A 15,310-nucleotide genomic window follows, 5' to 3' on the forward strand; every position below is an offset into this window, starting at 1 on the left:
AAAACAATGGCTCAAGCTAAGTCGGCCGGTGCTCTTGTAGATCCGGCGTTTGAATCGTCCGTGGTCGCGAAGCTGCGGAGCGTGCTGGGCGACTCATCGGCCATGACGCCGCTGCACGCGCCGGAGTTTTCCGGGAACGAATGGGAACTGGTCAAGGATTGCCTGGATTCCGGCTGGGTCTCGTCGGTCGGGACCTATGTCGACCGTTTCGAGCGCGAAATAGCGGCGCTTTCCGGCGCCGAATTCGGCATTGCCGTGGTCAACGGGACGGCGGCTCTTCACGTTGCCCTGATCGTGGCCGGCGTCCAGCCGGACGACGAGGTAATCGTCCCCACCCTGACCTTCGTGGCGACGGCCAACGCCGTTCGTCATGCCGGCGCCGTACCGCATTTCGTCGACAGCAGCCCGGAAACGCTGGGAATGGATCCGGCCGCGCTGGCGCAGCATCTGTCGACAATTGCTGAGCGCAAGGACGGGCGGGTCATCAATCGCGACACCGGGCGGCCGATCGCTGCGGTCGTTCCGATGCACACCTTCGGCCACCCGGTCGACATGGACCCGCTCCTCGCGCTGGCGGATGAATGGCGGCTCCCGGTCGTCGAGGATGCGACGGAATCCCTTGGCAGTCACTATAAGGGGCGACCCTGCGGGGGCCTGGGAGCCGTCGGCACGCTGTCGTTCAACGGGAACAAGATTCTGACGACTGGCGGCGGCGGCGCGATTGTAACCAACGATCCCGAGATTGCCAGAAGAGCCAAGCATCTGACGACGACAGCAAAGACCCCACATCGCTGGGCCTTTCTCCATGATGAAGTGGCGTACAATTACCGGATGCCGAACATCAACGCGGCGCTGGGGTGTGCGCAACTGTCACAACTTGGGGAAAGGATCGCCCGGAAGCGGCATCTGGCCCGGCAATATATCGAGGCCTTTGACGGGATCGACGGGATTTCCGCTTTTCGTGAGCCCTCTTACGCACGCAGCAATTACTGGTTGAATACATTGCTGCTTGATACGATAATGATCGACCATCGGGATCCTCTCCTCGCGGCGTTGAATGACGCGAACCTGATGTGCCGGCCAGTCTGGACACTCATGCATCGGCTGGAGATGTTCGCTGACTGCCCGCGAGCGCCGCTGAAGGTTGCCGAGAACCTTGAGTCGAGGATCATCAATGTGCCGTCGTCAGCTGCCCTCGGAACGTCAGGCGAAGGAGTGACAGCGTGAAAGTGCTCGCCGTCACGGGGACGCGGGCCGATTGGGGGCTGCTGGCTCCCGTTCTGGCGCTGATGCGGGATGATCGGCGATTCGACCTTCGAGTGGCCGTCACCGGTCAGCATCTCAGTCCGGCCGCAACGTCCCGGGCGGCGATCGAGACGGACGGTTTTTCGGTCGACTATTCGATCGACATGATGCTGGGCGAGGAAGACGGGTATTCCGCTCTTTGTGCCGCGATGGGCCGCGCTACCGCCGGAATGGGGCAGGTCCTGGCCGATTTTCAGCCCGACATGGTCCTGGTCCTCGGCGATCGGTACGAGATTCTGTCGATGGTCAGCGCGGCCGTCGTCGCAAAAGTGCCGGTGGTCCATTTGTGCGGCGGCGATGTGACCGAGGGGGCGATCGACGATTCAATTCGCCATGCCATCACGAAGATCGCCAGCCTCCATTTTGTCACCAATGCCGAGGCGGCCCGGCGGGTCAGGCAACTCGGGGAAAACCCCGCGCATGTATTCAATGTCGGCAGCACCGGCCTGGACCGTATACGCTTGGTCGCCCGCATGGATCGCCGGTCGTTTTTCGACAGCGTTGGACTTGAGCCGGCTGATCGCAATTTCCTCGTGACCTTCCATCCGCCGACACTGTCTGACGACGCGGAACGCCAGTGTGAAACCCTGCTGGCCGCTCTCCGGCGGTTTCCGGACGTTGGTCTGATTTTTACCGGCAGCAACGCCGACACGGGTGGGCGTGCCATCGACCGGGCCGTGAAAGCCTTTGTCGCAACACGGGACAATGCCGTCTTTCATGTCTCGCTGGGGTCAGAGAAGTTCTTTTCGGCGCTTGATCATGTTGATCTTGTCGTCGGGAATTCTTCCAGCGGGCTCTATGAAGCGCCGAGTTTCTGCGTTCCCACCGTCAATATCGGCGATCGACAGGCGCGGCGGCCGCGCGCCGGTTCCGTTATCGACTGCGAGGCCAGCGTCGGCGGGATCGTCGCCGCGATCGAATCCGGCCTCACGCTGGATTGCAGCGGCGTCGTGAACCCGTATGGCGACGGTCATGCCGCTGAGCGAATTGTCGCACAGCTTGCGGCGATCGACGATCCTCGCCGCCTGATCAGGAAATCGTTTGTGGACGTGACCGGATGACCGACCAACCGCACACTCTGACAATCGCCGAGGCTGGCGTGAATCATAACGGCGACCTGGGAATGGCGCTGGCACTGGTCGACAAGGCTGCCGATGCCCGGGCGGATTTCGTCAAGTTCCAGACATTCAACGCCGCCAAACTGGCAAGTGCCTCTGCTCCCAAGGCCGCGTATCAGCAGCGGCAAACGGACAGGGGCGAAAGCCAGCTGGAAATGCTGACCCGGCTGCAACTGTCCGCCGACGATCATCGGGCGATCATCGACCGCTGTGTCGCGCGGGGCGTCCGATTTCTGTCCACGCCTTTCGACGTCGGCAGTCTGGACCTCTTGACCCGGGAGTTCGGGCTCAGGGAAATCAAGCTGGGTTCGGGCGAATTGACGAACGGGCCGCTGTTGCTGGATGTTGCCCGCACCGGGGTCAATGTCATCCTGTCCACCGGCATGGGAACGCTGGCCGAGGTCGAGGCGGCATTGGGCGTGCTTGCGTTCGGTATGCTCCGGACCGGCGAGGAGCCGTCGAGCACGGCCTTCGCCGATGCGCTTGCAAGGCCCGAAGCGTGGTCGCTTCTGCGCGAGCGTGTGACGCTGTTGCACTGCACGACAGAGTACCCGGCGGCGCCGGCCGATACCAACCTCCGAGCGATGGACACGATGCGTGCGGCCTTCGGGTTGAGGGTCGGATATTCCGATCACACGGAGGGCAATGCCATAAGTATAGCGGCAGTGGCCCGTGGCGCCGAAGTGATCGAAAAGCACTTTACGCTCGACCGCAGTCTTCCCGGTCCCGATCACGCAGCTTCGCTGGAACCCGCTGAGCTGTCGGCGTTGATCAGTGAGATACGGGCGGTGGAGACAGCGCTGGGGTCCGGTATAAAGCAGCCTTCCGCTTCGGAAATCGCCAATCGCCCGGTCGCCCGCAAGAGCCTTTTTGCCGCGCGGGACCTTCCCGCAGATCACGTCCTGACTTCTGACGACATCGATGTCATGCGCCCCGGTTCCGGACTGTCGCCCATGGATTACTGGGCGATGTTAGGAAAACCGACGCGACGAAGTCACAACCGCGGAGACAGGTTGGGATGAGCGGTCCGGCATTCCTGGCGATATTGGGCGCGGGTGGCCATGCCCGGGTTTTGCTTTCAGTGATGCGGGCGAATAGACTTTCTGTAGACGGTTGCATTTCCCCCGATGCGCCAAATGCGCTCTGGCCCGGCGACGTCCCGTGGCTCGGGGGTGACGAGGTCATGTCCGGACTTGATATTTGCCGATCCCAACTGATTAACGGCATAGGATCGACCGGTGACACAGACCGAAGGCAGAGAGTGTTCGATGCTGCAAAGTCTAAGGGATTTGATTTTCTGTCGATCCGACATGCATCCGCCATTATTGCAGACGGAGTATCGCTGGGAGAAGGGACTCAAATTCTTCCGCGGGTCATTGTTCAGACCGGATGCCGGATCGGTAATAACGCAATCTTAAACTCCGGATGCATTATAGAGCATGATTCAGTGATCGGAGATCACTGTCACATTGCTCCCGGAGCCTGTCTTTCAGGTTCGGTCGTCATCGAACACGGTGCTCATATCGGAGTGGGTGCCGTCCTGAAGCAGGGTATTCGGGTCGGCGCCAACGCGATCGTTGGCGCAGGTGCTGTCGTGTTGCGCGACGTCGCCAACGAATCAACCGTTGTGGGGAATCCTGCCCGTCCACTGTAAGTAGTTTCTGGAGAGAGTCTTGAGGGAAGAAATAACGCACCTACTGATTTCGCCGGACGCTACCTTGAGAGAAGCGGTCGCCACGATAGACAGAGGCGCGCGCCAGATTGCGCTGGTCGTCAACGGCGACGGCCTTCTGGTTGCCACGGTAACCGACGGTGACGTCCGGCGAGGACTCTTGAAAGGGGCAGACCTGGATACGCCGGTCGCCTCGGTGATGCATACGAACCCGGTCGTCACCAACGCTTCCGACGGGCCGGAAGCTGCACGCCGGCTGATGCGCGAACGCAACCTGCATCACATGCCCATCGTGGATGATTCCGGTCTGCTTGTTGATCTCGCAAGGATCGACGAAGTAGCCGGCCCTGCTCCGAACGCCACGCGCGTGGTTCTGATGGCCGGCGGCCTTGGCAAGAGGCTGCGCCCCCTGACGGAGTCGATACCAAAGCCAATGCTACCCGTCGGTGGCCGCCCGCTTCTGGAACTCATTATCCGAAACCTGTTGGGGCAGGGGTTCAGCCGATTCACCATCTCCGTCAACTATCGCGGAGACATGCTTCGCGATTATTTCGGTGACGGGACCCGTCTCGGCGCCGAGATCGACTACATCGATGAAGATACGCCCATGGGAACGGCCGGAGCCCTGTCCCTCCTGCCTTCGCGTCCCCAGACGCCGTTTATCGTCATGAACGGCGATATCCTGACCTCCGTTCCGTTCGAGTCTCTGCTCAGATTTCATGAAGAGACGGGCGCGGCCGCCACGATGTGCGCGCGGGACTATACGGTCCAGGTGCCCTATGGCGTGATCCGCATGGATGGTTCCCGCCTTGTGGACATCGAGGAGAAGCCGATGCACTCGCATTTCGTCAATGCGGGTATTTATGTATTGTCGCCTGAGTTGTTAGACGACCTGGAGCGGGGCATTCCGTTGGACATGACGAGCCTCTTCGAACGGCTGATCGCCCGGGGAGATCATGCGGCGGTCTTTCCGATCCGCGAATACTGGATGGATATCGGCCGTGTCGAGGATCTGGAGCGCGCCAGAGCCGACTTCGAGATGGGCAGAGCAAAGTGAGAATCGCGGTAATCTGCGCCCGTGGCGGCTCCAAGGGCGTTCCCGGCAAGAATATTCGTCCCTTCGCCGGGAAGCCGCTGATCGCGTGGTCGATCGAGCAGGCGCGCCAGAGCGGTTGCTGTTCGATCGTCGCTGTCAGCAGCGACTCGGCAGACATTCTCGATGCGGCGCGCTCTGCCGGTGCGGACCTTCTGGTCGAGAGACCGCCGGAACTGGCTACGGACACCGTCTCCAGTCTGCCTGCCGTGGTGCATTGTGTTAAGGCAGCCGAAAACCACCTTGGCAGAGAATGCGACAGCATCCTTTATCTGCAGGCGACGAGCCCGCTTCGCATGGTCACCGACATCCAGGGGGCCGTCGCACTGCATGACAAGTCCAGGCCAGGCAGTGTGATTACCGGATGCGAAGCTCGGAACTCACCGTATTTTACGCTGCTCGAAGAAACCGCCGCCGGCGGGGTCGCGCTGTCGAAGACGACGGTTCCGCCGGTTGTCCGCCGTCAGGATGCGCCGCGCTGCTACGACATGAATGGCTCGATCTATGTCTTCACCCGCAGCCGTTTCATCGAGTCTCCGAAAGTCCTTTATGAGGACACCCGGCTCTATGAAATGCCGCCGGAGCGTTCGGTTGACATCGATACCGAACTCGACTGGATACTGGCCGAGGTGGTAGCTGACAGATACGGATTCCCATGGTAGCCGGAGTCCGGCTACGTCAGGGGTTCGGCAAACCCTGGCGGTTCATCGGAACCGTTCCGGTGTCTGGAACAGCGAACTGCTCAGGGAGATATCGGTTTCGAGGTCTTCCAGTGTGATCTCGGTCGTTACGCCCTGGGCATCGTGGACCAGCCAGCCCTTGAGTTCGATCGGGTCGCGGTCGAATACCAGCGACAGCTCGCCGGCTGACGGCTCTTCGGTCTGGACGACATCGATCCGGATGACGTCGAATTCGGTGCTGACGTCGCGCACGGTGACATCGCCCGACAGGCTGATCTGCTCGCGGGCGATGAAACCGGCCAGCGAGGATGACAGGAACTGGTCGCTGCGCTGCCCCAGTTCCAGGTCGTAATAGGTAATGAACGTCCCGTTGGCGATGATCAGGTCGGGCGCGTCTTCGTATTCGATGCGCATGCGTCCGGGACGGTCCAGATAGAACTCACCCTCGGCATAGCCGCCGCGGTCGGTCTGCTGGATAAACGTCGCCCGCAGCGACCGTATCCCCTGCAGATAGGATTCAACCTCCGAAACGATCGCGTCGGGATTCGACCAGCCATCGGCCGATGCGCCGGTGGCAGTGAGGCCGGGCGCCAGCGCGAACGCGGCCGCCGTCCCGGCAAGTGTGAGAAAACGGCGTGTCATCATACGGTGCACCTTGGCGGTCGATGGTGGCGAAACTTGGTCGTCGGCGCGGCGTTCCGAAGCCCGCAGTCGAATTTCGCGGCCCCTTTGGGATTATTCACCGGGGTCGAGCTATTCATTGGGGTCGCGCACCAGAACCTCGCGCTTGCCGACATGGTTGGCGCTGCTGACGACGCCATTGCGCTCCATCTCTTCGATGATGGTCGCCGCGCGGTTATAGCCAATCTGCAGATGGCGCTGGATAAAGCTGGTCGACGCCTTGCGCTCGCGGGCGACCAGATCGACCGCCTTGTCGTAGAGTTCGTTGCCCGAACCCGACCCCGAACCGGCCCCATCGCCACCGCCACCGCCACCGCCGATCCCGCCGCCGTCGTCGTCGGCTTCCTCCAGCACGGTGTCGTTATAAGCCGGCTCTCCCTGCCGTTTCAGATGCGCAACGACCTGCTCGACCTCGTAGTCGGACACGAAGGGCCCATGGACACGGGTAATGCGCCCGCCACCGGCCATATAGAGCATGTCGCCCTGACCGAGCAGCTGTTCGGCGCCGCCTTCGCCCAGAATCGTGCGGCTGTCGATCTTCGACGTGACCTGAAAACTGATCCGGGTCGGGAAATTCGCCTTGATCGTGCCGGTGATGACATCCACCGACGGCCGCTGGGTCGCCATGATGATGTGGATTCCCGCCGCCCGGGCCATCTGGGCAAGGCGCTGGATCGCCCCTTCGATCTCCTTGCCGGCGACCAGCATCAGGTCGGCCATCTCATCGACGACGACGACGATATAGGGCAGTTCCGTCATGTCCATGGGCTGGTCTTCAAACACCGGCTTGCCGGTATCGGGATCGAATCCGGTCTGCACCCGACGCATCAGCGTTTCGCCGCGCTCGCGGGCGTCGCGCAGCTTCTGATTATAGCCCTCGACATTGCGCACGCCCATCCGCGACATGCCGCGATAGCGGTCCTCCATTTCGCGGACCGTCCATTTCAGCGCCACGACCGCCTTTTTCGGGTCGGTCACCACCGGCGACAGCAGATGGGGAATGTCGTCATAAACCGACAGTTCCAGCATTTTCGGGTCGATCATGATGAAGCGGACCCGCTCCGGCGGCATCCGGTACAGCAGCGACAGGATCATGGTGTTGATCGCCACCGACTTGCCCGAGCCGGTGGTGCCGGCAACCAGCAGATGCGGCATGCGCGCCAGATCGGCGATCACCGGATCGCCGCCGATATCGCGCCCGAACATCAGCGCCAGCTTGGCAGAGGTCTGTTCCGCCGCCCGGGACTCCAGCAATTCGCGCAGATAGACGGTCTCGCGGCCCGGATTGGGCAACTCGATGCCCATGGCGTTCTTGCCCGGCACGACGGCCACGCGCACCGACACGGCGCCCATCGACCGGGCGATATCGTCGCTCAGGCCGATAACGCGGCTCGATTTGGTGCCGGGGGCCGGCTCCAGCTCGAACAGGGTGACCACCGGACCGGGATTGACCTTTACGATCTGGCCCTTGACGCCGAAATCCGACAGCACGCTCTCCAGCGACGCGGCGGTTTCCGACAGCGCCTCCTTGGTCAGGACTTCGGCGCGCTCCTCGGTCGACGGCAGCGACAGCAGCGCATAGGGCGGCAATTCGTATGTCGTGTCGCCGCCCAGGCTGAGGATGTCCTGCCCGATACTGGCGCTGGCGCCGCCACTGCCCGCGGCCACAGGCTTCGGCGCCGCGCCGATCGCGGCCCCGAGCGCATCCTCGGTTGCCGCTGTTGCGTCCGCCGACTCCTTGGTCCGGGGGCGCGGCGCGGGGGTGTCGGTGCGGTCGGCCGTGGCGGGCGCCTCCTCTGCGGTGGCGGCCTCGTCGCCCGATCGCGGTTTGGCGGCCTTTGGCGTCTTGCGGACGGCGGGCGTTTCATCTTCTGTGCCGGTGTGAGGGCCTTCCCGGCGACGCAGCGTGCGTTGCGCCGCCCGGCCAGCGGCGACAGTCAGTTTCGCCGTCCGTCCGGCGGCCTTGCCGACCGCGACACCGGCAACCTGACTGCCGCGCGCCGTCTGTCGGCCGAGCAGACCCCACTCGCCCCAGCTAAGGCCAAAGGCGAGCAGAATCGTGAGGACGCCGAGGACGGCGAGAACGGCTGCGGTCATCCCCCGTCCGGCTGTCACGCCCATATCGCCTGCCAGACTCATGACGCTGTCCAGGACGATGACCCCGACCGCACCGCCCGGCATGCCGGCCGCTGCCCAGTTGGTCAGTGCAAAGGGCGTGTTGGCCAGCGGCGTGACGGCGGCGGCGAACAGCGCCAGCGCGATCATGGCGGCAAGCAGGCGGACCCACGCCCGGCCCATGGTGCCGCGCCGGATCAGCCGCCATGCCCAGGCCGTCAGGATGACGCAGAACAGGAACGACACGACGCCGAAAAGCTGGACCAGCAGATCGGCCGGATAGGCACCCCAGGCGCCCAGCAGGTTGTGATACTCGCCCGTTCCGCCGGCGGTGTTCCACGATGGATCGATCGGGGTATAGGTCGCCAGCGCCAGCAGCAACAGCGCCGCCAGGGCGCCGAACAGCAGGCCGATGCCCTCGGTCGCGCGCCGGGACAGCAGCTCCGCCGTTTCGGGCGGCAGCAGCCCGCCCTTGGCCTCACGGTTGCGCCGATTGCGCCGCGCACCGCTGCCGTTACCAGTAGCGTTGCCGCCGGATCCGGCACCGGTTTTCCGGTTCGCCCGTGCGCCGCCGCCGCGACGGCCGGACCGGGCCGCCGGTGCGCTCAAGGATGCCGCCATTGCTCAGCCTCCATCCGCGGCCACGCCTTCGGCCACCATGCGTCCCGGCGCTTTCGCCGCCTTCAGGCAGGCCGCCGCCCGTTCCAGCGCCGGCGCCAGGGTTTCCATCGGATGGACCAGCGCCAGCCGGATCCGCGCCGCCGCCGGATTGCGGCCCTCGGCGTCGTCATGGGCGAGATAGGCGCCCGGCAACACGCGCACCCCGGTCTGTTCCCAGAGCAGCTTGGTGGCGGTCACGCCGTCGAGGCCGAAGCGCGTCACGTCGAGCCAATAGAAGAAGCCGGCGCGAGGGCCGGTCTGGCCGAACAGGTCTTCCGCCAGCCGTACCTTGTCGGCGTACAAACGGCGGTTCTCGGCGGCGTGGCCGTCGTCGCGCCATAGCGCGGCACTGACCGCCTGGACCGGCAGCGGCATTCCCGCGCTGGCATAGGAACGCAGGCGGTCGAACCGGCTGATGATGTCCTTGCCACCGGCGACGAAGCCCGAACGCATGCCCGCGATGTTCGATCGCTTGCTGAGCGACTGGAATACCAGGACATGCTCTGCCGCCTGCGGCAGCTCGCCCGACAGGGCGGCGACCCGCTCCAGCGCCCCTGGCGGTGGTGTGTCGCCGGAATAAAGGTCGATATAGCACTCGTCGACGATCAGCACGAAATCATGGGCGACCGCCAGCCGAATGGCGCGGTCCAGCGTATCGGCCGGGATCAGCGCGCCTTCGGGATTGGTCGGCGAGCAGAGGTAATAGACCGACAGCCGGTCGAGCGTCGCCGCATCGAGCGACGACACGTCGGGCACGAAGCCGTTTTCCGCAAGCGACGGCAGAAAGACCGGCTGCGCGCCCGCCATGACCGCGGCGGCCTCGTACGGCGCATAGGCCGGGTTGGGCATGGCGGCCAAGGGGGCGGCGAGCGGCGGTTTGCCGCGCGGGCCGGTATCGTCGACGGCCAGCAGGGCGGCCATGAACAGTCCCTCGCGCGTGCCCGAGACCGGCAGAACGCAATCGGTCCCGAACCGCCCGGCGGCGCCAGGAAAGCGGCGGTCGAGCCAGCCGCAACAGGCGTCGCGGAAATCGGCCGTGCCGTCCTTGGGCGGATAGCGGGTCCAGTCCGCGGCGTTCGCGCGCAGGATCGCTTCGACGAAGGCCGGCGGCGTGTGCTTGGGCTCGCCCACGCTCAGCCATACCGGCTCGATCCCCGTCGGCGGCGCGATCGGGTCGAGCAGGGTACGCAGCCGGGCAAAGGGGTAGCTGTCGAGTTGGTCGAGGCGGGTGTTCAGCATGGTGGCTCCGTCGATTGCCGCCCGCCCGTTCCACCGATTCCACCGACCGGGCACAGGGCGGCGAAGAAGAACGTTTGCAGGCCCCCTGACCATAAACGCCGGCGATGATCCGGACAAGGCGGCGATGGAGGTGGGTGCCTCGTCTTCGGCCTGCCCGATCTCCCCGACATCATGCGGCAGGTGGCTGAGGGCTGGTGGCGCTGACTGCCCTCGCACATATTGCTCTTGGGAGAGGCAGTTCGACGCGGGCCGAATTGTTCCAGATCAACGACAGGCCGGGTCCGTGGTGTTAGTGTTGTGAAATCATGAGATACTCGCTCGGCACATTCCGGATGATCCTGCACCTCGCGCTCGTTGCGGTCGCGTTGGCATTTGGCGCGCCGGCGTCGGCCCACCTTACCGAACCGGCGGTGTCCATTCAGCATGAGACGATGCCGGTGATGGCCCGACTCGATCCCCAATTGATCGCCTGTTGCGAAGACGAGGCACCATCGGATTCTTCGCCGGCCGAATCCCCACCGATCTGCCACACGGCGTGCCCCGGCATGGCCGGTTGCGGCTTTTCCATGGTTTTGATCGATACCCGTTTCCAAACCTTGTCTGCCGACCGTCAGGCTTTTCATTCATCGACCGACAACATAGTCGGGATCGCGATTCTGCCGCCGACACCTCCACCGAAAGCACAGGTCTGACAAAGGCGCCTGAGTGTTTCGGGCGCATTCGACCTTGATGCGTGCTCGCGCGAGCGAGCTTCGATGGAGAAGACAGATGAAAACCCGTTTGACGGCGCTTGTCACAGTAATGGTGCTGGCGGCGGCTCCCGCCTTTGGGCAGGGGCCGGGCGCAGGCCATACCGATCATGGCGGTCCTGCGGCCGAGGGTGCTGACCAGGCGCAAAGCGCCGATCCCGCCCGCGGCCCCCAGGGACCGATGATGCAGGGCGGCATGATGCCCCCCACTCAGATGCCCATGCAGATGCCGATGGATCAAATGGACCAGCGGCGTGGCGCCATCGATGACACCCGCGACATGAGCGCGTCGTCGATCGCATTCCGCGCCGTGAACGAGGCGATGCATCACCAAATGAACATCGAATTGACCGGCGATGCCGATGTCGATTTCGTGCGTGGCATGATCGCCCATCACCAGGGCGCGATCGATATGGCGAAGATCATTCAGGTCTTCGGCTCCGATTCCGAGATCGCGGCGCTGGCTGAGGAGGTCGTCAACGATCAGGAAGCTGAAATCGCCATGATGCGCGACTGGCTTTCGCGCAATGCGCCGGACCAGCAGGACTAGGCAATCGGCAAGGAACTGGCCGGCGCCGCACTGCGTGGCGCCGGCCGGCAGGGTTCCGATGTTTCTCCTGATCCGAACAACAGGATTTCTCTCATGAAAAGACGCAATTTTCTGATCGGCGTCGGTGCCTTTGCGGCCCTTGGCGCCCCCCTCGCGTTTTCAGCGCCACAAAGCCGAGCCATGGTCGTTCATTTCGACCCGCTATGCGGTTGCTGCTCCGACTGGATAACGCATATGCGCGAAGCTGGTTTCGCGGTCGAAAGTCAACCGACCCAGTCGCTGGACGCGGTCAAGGAACGATTGGGCGTTCCGCTCGATCTGTCCTCGTGCCACACGGCCGAAATCGACGGCTATGTCATCGAGGGTCACGTGCCGTCCGGTGCGGTTGAGCGGCTGTTGCGCGAGCGTCCGAGCGCGATCGGCCTGAGCGTTCCCGGCATGCCCATCGGCTCTCCGGGAATGGACGTCGCCGGCGTCGAAGGCGCCGATTATGACGTCATCCTGTTCGGCCCCGAGGGCGGGATCTCATTCGAACGGTACCGCGGTCCCGAACGGATCGACAGCTAGACCTCGGCTGTTGGCGACTGCGCCTTGACCTTGCCACCGTGGGAAGGTGCAGATGAATCGAATACGTGAGTACGGACGTTTCACAAAGGAGATCTGCAATGGCCGGCAATGCAGCCGACACGACGGCAACGGTGAAGGATCCCGTCTGCGGCATGGATGTCGATCCGCACACCACGGATCACAGGGCCGAGCATGCCGGCCACCCATATTACTTCTGCTCGGCCAGATGTCGGACGAAGTTCGTTGCTGATCCGGATCGGTACCTCGACCCGGCGGCTGCAGCGGCGGCGGCCGAAGAGGTGCCCGAGGGTACGGTCTATACCTGCCCGATGCATCCGGAAATCAGGCAGGTCGGGCCGGGCAGTTGCCCGATCTGCGGCATGGCGCTGGAGCCAGAGACGGTGACTGCCGACTCTGGCCCGAATGCTGAACTTATAGATATGACCCGGCGGTTCTGGATCGGCCTGGCTCTGGCGGTCCCTGTGATCGTGCTCGAAATGGGCGGCCATTTTCTCGGCCTCGACCATTACGTCAGTCAGCCGGTCTCGAATTGGCTGCAATTCCTGTTCGCCACGCCCGTCGTGCTCTGGGCGGGATGGCCGTTCTTCGTGCGCGGCTACCACTCTGTCGTGAATCGCAGCCTGAACATGTTCACGCTGATCGCCATGGGTACGGGCGTGGCCTGGGTCTACAGCACGGTGGCCACCGCTGTGCCCGGCATCTTTCCCGACGTGTTCCGGGGGGATAACGGCGCGGTCGCCGTCTATTTCGAGGCGGCTGCCGTCATCACCGTGCTCGTGCTGCTCGGCCAGATACTGGAACTCCGGGCGCGCGAGCAGACATCCGGCGCCATCAAGGCGCTGCTGAATCTGGCGCCGGCGACCGCGCGGCTTGTCCGGGACGACGGCACCGAGGAGGAGGTGCAGCTCGAAAATGTTCAGGTCGGCGACCGCCTGCGGGTGCGTCCGGGCGACAAGGTGCCGCTCGACGGCGAAGTGCTGGAAGGCCGCTCCAACGTCGATGAATCGATGGTCACGGGCGAGCCGCTGCCGGTAAAGAAGGAGGTCGGCGCCAAGGTCATCGGCGGCACGATCAACGGCCAGGGCTCGTTCCTCTTCCGTGCCGAGAAGATCGGCCGCGATACCATGCTGAGCCAGATCGTCGAGATGGTGGCCAAGGCCCAGCGCAGCCGGGCGCCCATCCAGCGGCTGGCCGATCAGGTGTCGGGCTGGTTCGTGCCCGCCGTGATCGGCGTCGCCCTGATCGCGTTTGCCGTCTGGTCGATCTGGGGTCCCAGTCCCCAGATGGCGTATGCGCTGATCGCCGCGGTCAGCGTGCTGATCATCGCCTGTCCGTGTGCGCTGGGGCTTGCCACGCCGATGTCCATCATGGTTGGCGTCGGGCGCGGCGCGCAGGCCGGCGTTCTGATCAGGAATGCCGAGGCGCTGGAACGTTTAGAGAAGGTCGATACCGTCGTCATCGACAAGACCGGAACGCTGACCGAGGGCAAGCCCACCGTGACGGCGCTCCGCCCGGCATCGACGGCGCTCCGCCCGGCATCCGGCATGAACGAAGACGACTTGCTGCGGTTTGCCGCCAGTCTTGAGCAGGCGAGCGAACACCCCCTTGCCGCCGCGATCGTCGACGCCGCTGTCGAGCGTTCGCTGGAACTGTGGCAGGTCTCGGATTTCGACTCGCCGACCGGCAAGGGCGTCGTCGGCACGGTGGACGGCCGGACCGTGGCGCTCGGCAACGGGCGGTTTCTTGCGGAACTGGGTGCGGATGTCTCGGGGCTGGAAAGCGAGGCGGACAGCCTGCGCCGCGACGGCGCGACCGTCATCTTTGCCGCGGTCGACGGCAAACCGGCCGGCCTGCTGGCCATCGCCGATCCGATCAAGGAGACGACGCCGGCGGCGATCAAGGCGCTGCACGACTACGGCATCCGCGTCGTGATGCTGACCGGCGACAATCGAACGACGGCGGACGCGGTTGCCCGCAAGCTGGGTATCGACGAGGTCGAGGCCGAGGTCCTGCCGGAAGACAAGGGAAAGATCGTCGAACGCCTTCGCAAGGAGGGCAGCGTGGTGGCGATGGCGGGTGACGGCGTGAACGACGCCCCCGCGCTGGCCGTCGCCGATGTCGGCATTGCCATGGGCACCGGCACGGACGTCGCGATCGAAAGCGCCGGCGTGACGCTGCTGCGGGGCGATCTCGGCGATATCGCCCAGGCGCGCCGACTGTCGCAGGCTGTGATGCGCAACATCCGGCAGAACCTGTTCTTCGCGTTCATCTACAACGCGGCCGGTGTGCCGATTGCCGCGGGTGTTCTCTATCCCGTTTTCGGAATTCTCTTGTCCCCGATAATAGCGGCAGCGGCCATGGCCCTTTCGTCGGTCAGCGTGATCGCCAATGCGCTTCGGCTTCGCACGACAAAGATCACCTGAGGTTAAGCCGATCAACGACGGAGGAAGAAATGTCGAGGATTTCGAGTTCAATGGCCGCAGCAGCAGGGACAGCCCTGGGCCTTGTTCCAGCCTGGGCCCCAGGCTGGGCGTTGGCCGAGGGTCTATCCGATTCCGGGAGATACGGCTATGGCGGGCACATGATGGATTGGGGCGGCGGGTGGTACGGCATGATCTTCGGGCCGCTGTTCATGATCCTCGTGCTCGTCGTGGTAATCGCGGGTGCGGCCTTGCTCCTGCGCTGGCTCGGCGGTCCGTGGCCCGGTGGGGCAAATCACCCGCCACATCAGGCATCGCATCAGGCGCTACCCGGCCGGGCGCCGATCGACATTCTCAAAGAGCGTTTTGCCCGTGGCGAGATCGACCGGGAGGAGTTCGAGGAACGCCGCCGCGTGCTTGGCGACTGACCCCCTCCGCGC

General features: G+C 64.1%; 14 protein-coding genes. 11 read left to right on the forward strand and 3 right to left on the reverse strand.

The annotated features are described in order from the left end of the window. Nucleotides 1–6 precede the first annotated feature (6 nt). Genes ABZ728_RS02860 through ABZ728_RS02885 form a run of 6 tightly spaced genes read left to right on the forward strand, consistent with a single transcriptional unit; the run spans nt 7 to nt 5,850 of the window. Complete coding sequence (locus tag ABZ728_RS02860) at nt 7–1,227, forward strand: LegC family aminotransferase (RefSeq protein WP_366654185.1); 1,221 nt, start codon at nt 7–9, stop codon at nt 1,225–1,227. Next, nucleotides 1,224–2,366, forward strand: coding sequence for a UDP-N-acetylglucosamine 2-epimerase (gene neuC / locus ABZ728_RS02865; protein WP_366654187.1), 1,143 nt, complete (start codon nt 1,224–1,226; stop codon nt 2,364–2,366). Before ABZ728_RS02860 ends, neuC begins: the two co-directional genes overlap by 4 nt. Continuing rightward, on the forward strand, nt 2,363–3,445 hold the full coding sequence (gene neuB, locus ABZ728_RS02870; protein WP_366654188.1) for an N-acetylneuraminate synthase: 1,083 nt from the start codon (nt 2,363–2,365) through the stop codon (nt 3,443–3,445). The genes neuC and neuB overlap by 4 nt, the downstream gene beginning before the upstream one ends. Further along, entirely contained in the window at nt 3,442–4,077 is a 636-nt protein-coding gene (locus ABZ728_RS02875; RefSeq protein ID WP_366654189.1) for an acetyltransferase, read from the forward strand. Before neuB ends, ABZ728_RS02875 begins: the two co-directional genes overlap by 4 nt. A gap of 19 nt (nt 4,078–4,096) precedes the next feature. Beyond that, entirely contained in the window at nt 4,097–5,152 is a 1,056-nt protein-coding gene (locus tag ABZ728_RS02880) for a nucleotidyltransferase family protein (RefSeq protein ID WP_366654191.1), read from the forward strand. After that, the gene (locus ABZ728_RS02885; RefSeq protein WP_366654193.1) at nt 5,149–5,850 is read left to right on the forward strand and encodes an acylneuraminate cytidylyltransferase family protein; all 702 of its coding nucleotides are present in this window, start codon (nt 5,149–5,151) and stop codon (nt 5,848–5,850) included. Before ABZ728_RS02880 ends, ABZ728_RS02885 begins: the two co-directional genes overlap by 4 nt. A gap of 42 nt (nt 5,851–5,892) precedes the next feature. On the opposite strand, the gene ABZ728_RS02890 is transcribed toward ABZ728_RS02885, so the two are convergent. The 3 genes from ABZ728_RS02890 to ABZ728_RS02900 all read right to left on the reverse strand — a co-directional run bounded on the left by ABZ728_RS02890 (nt 5,893) and on the right by ABZ728_RS02900 (nt 10,563). After that, a complete protein-coding gene (locus ABZ728_RS02890; protein WP_366654194.1) occupies nt 5,893–6,513 on the reverse strand; it encodes an outer membrane lipoprotein carrier protein LolA in 621 nt (206 codons plus the stop codon). Between the two features lie 108 nt (nt 6,514–6,621). Further along, nucleotides 6,622–9,285: a DNA translocase FtsK gene (locus ABZ728_RS02895; protein ID WP_366654196.1), complete on the reverse strand. Its 2,664-nt coding sequence runs from the start codon at nt 9,283–9,285 to the stop codon at nt 6,622–6,624. A 3-nt stretch (nt 9,286–9,288) separates the two neighbouring features. Then, nucleotides 9,289–10,563, reverse strand: coding sequence for an aminotransferase class I/II-fold pyridoxal phosphate-dependent enzyme (locus ABZ728_RS02900; protein ID WP_366654198.1), 1,275 nt, complete (start codon nt 10,561–10,563; stop codon nt 9,289–9,291). A gap of 305 nt (nt 10,564–10,868) precedes the next feature. Here ABZ728_RS02900 and ABZ728_RS02905 point away from each other — a divergent pair, with 305 nt between their 5' ends. From ABZ728_RS02905 to ABZ728_RS02925, 5 genes are all read left to right on the forward strand, one after another. Next, the gene (locus ABZ728_RS02905; RefSeq protein WP_366654200.1) at nt 10,869–11,255 is read left to right on the forward strand and encodes a hypothetical protein; all 387 of its coding nucleotides are present in this window, start codon (nt 10,869–10,871) and stop codon (nt 11,253–11,255) included. 76 nt (nt 11,256–11,331) lie between these two features. Then, complete coding sequence (locus ABZ728_RS02910) at nt 11,332–11,862, forward strand: DUF305 domain-containing protein (protein ID WP_366654201.1); 531 nt, start codon at nt 11,332–11,334, stop codon at nt 11,860–11,862. 93 nt (nt 11,863–11,955) lie between these two features. Continuing rightward, the gene (locus ABZ728_RS02915) at nt 11,956–12,429 is read left to right on the forward strand and encodes a DUF411 domain-containing protein (RefSeq protein ID WP_366654203.1); all 474 of its coding nucleotides are present in this window, start codon (nt 11,956–11,958) and stop codon (nt 12,427–12,429) included. A gap of 98 nt (nt 12,430–12,527) precedes the next feature. Continuing rightward, the gene (locus tag ABZ728_RS02920; RefSeq protein WP_366654204.1) at nt 12,528–14,873 is read left to right on the forward strand and encodes a heavy metal translocating P-type ATPase; all 2,346 of its coding nucleotides are present in this window, start codon (nt 12,528–12,530) and stop codon (nt 14,871–14,873) included. 50 nt (nt 14,874–14,923) lie between these two features. Next, nucleotides 14,924–15,298 carry an SHOCT domain-containing protein gene (locus tag ABZ728_RS02925; protein WP_366654205.1) on the forward strand — a complete coding sequence of 125 codons (375 nt, stop codon included), beginning with the start codon at nt 14,924–14,926 and terminating at the stop codon, nt 15,296–15,298. Nucleotides 15,299–15,310: the final 12 nt, after the last annotated feature.

Origin of the sequence: Fodinicurvata sp. EGI_FJ10296 (assembly GCF_040712075.1) — a bacterium.
Classification (GTDB): Bacteria; Pseudomonadota; Alphaproteobacteria; order DSM-16000; family Inquilinaceae; genus JBFCVL01.

Bases quoted from the DNA above. Each gene is read 5' to 3' on its own strand.
- neuB (WP_366654188.1), top strand. From the start codon at position 2,363: ATGACCGACCAACCGCACACTCTGACAATCGCCGAGGCTGGCGTGAAT.
- ABZ728_RS02905 (WP_366654200.1), top strand. From the start codon at position 10,869: ATGAGATACTCGCTCGGCACATTCCGGATGATCCTGCACCTCGCGCTC.
- ABZ728_RS02860 (WP_366654185.1), top strand. From the start codon at position 7: ATGGCTCAAGCTAAGTCGGCCGGTGCTCTTGTAGATCCGGCGTTTGAA.
- ABZ728_RS02895 (WP_366654196.1), bottom strand. From the start codon at position 9,285: ATGGCGGCATCCTTGAGCGCACCGGCGGCCCGGTCCGGCCGTCGCGGC.
- ABZ728_RS02875 (WP_366654189.1), top strand. From the start codon at position 3,442: ATGAGCGGTCCGGCATTCCTGGCGATATTGGGCGCGGGTGGCCATGCC.
- ABZ728_RS02920 (WP_366654204.1), top strand. From the start codon at position 12,528: ATGGCCGGCAATGCAGCCGACACGACGGCAACGGTGAAGGATCCCGTC.
- ABZ728_RS02915 (WP_366654203.1), top strand. From the start codon at position 11,956: ATGAAAAGACGCAATTTTCTGATCGGCGTCGGTGCCTTTGCGGCCCTT.
- ABZ728_RS02890 (WP_366654194.1), bottom strand. From the start codon at position 6,513: ATGATGACACGCCGTTTTCTCACACTTGCCGGGACGGCGGCCGCGTTC.
- ABZ728_RS02925 (WP_366654205.1), top strand. From the start codon at position 14,924: ATGGCCGCAGCAGCAGGGACAGCCCTGGGCCTTGTTCCAGCCTGGGCC.
- ABZ728_RS02900 (WP_366654198.1), bottom strand. From the start codon at position 10,563: ATGCTGAACACCCGCCTCGACCAACTCGACAGCTACCCCTTTGCCCGG.
- ABZ728_RS02910 (WP_366654201.1), top strand. From the start codon at position 11,332: ATGAAAACCCGTTTGACGGCGCTTGTCACAGTAATGGTGCTGGCGGCG.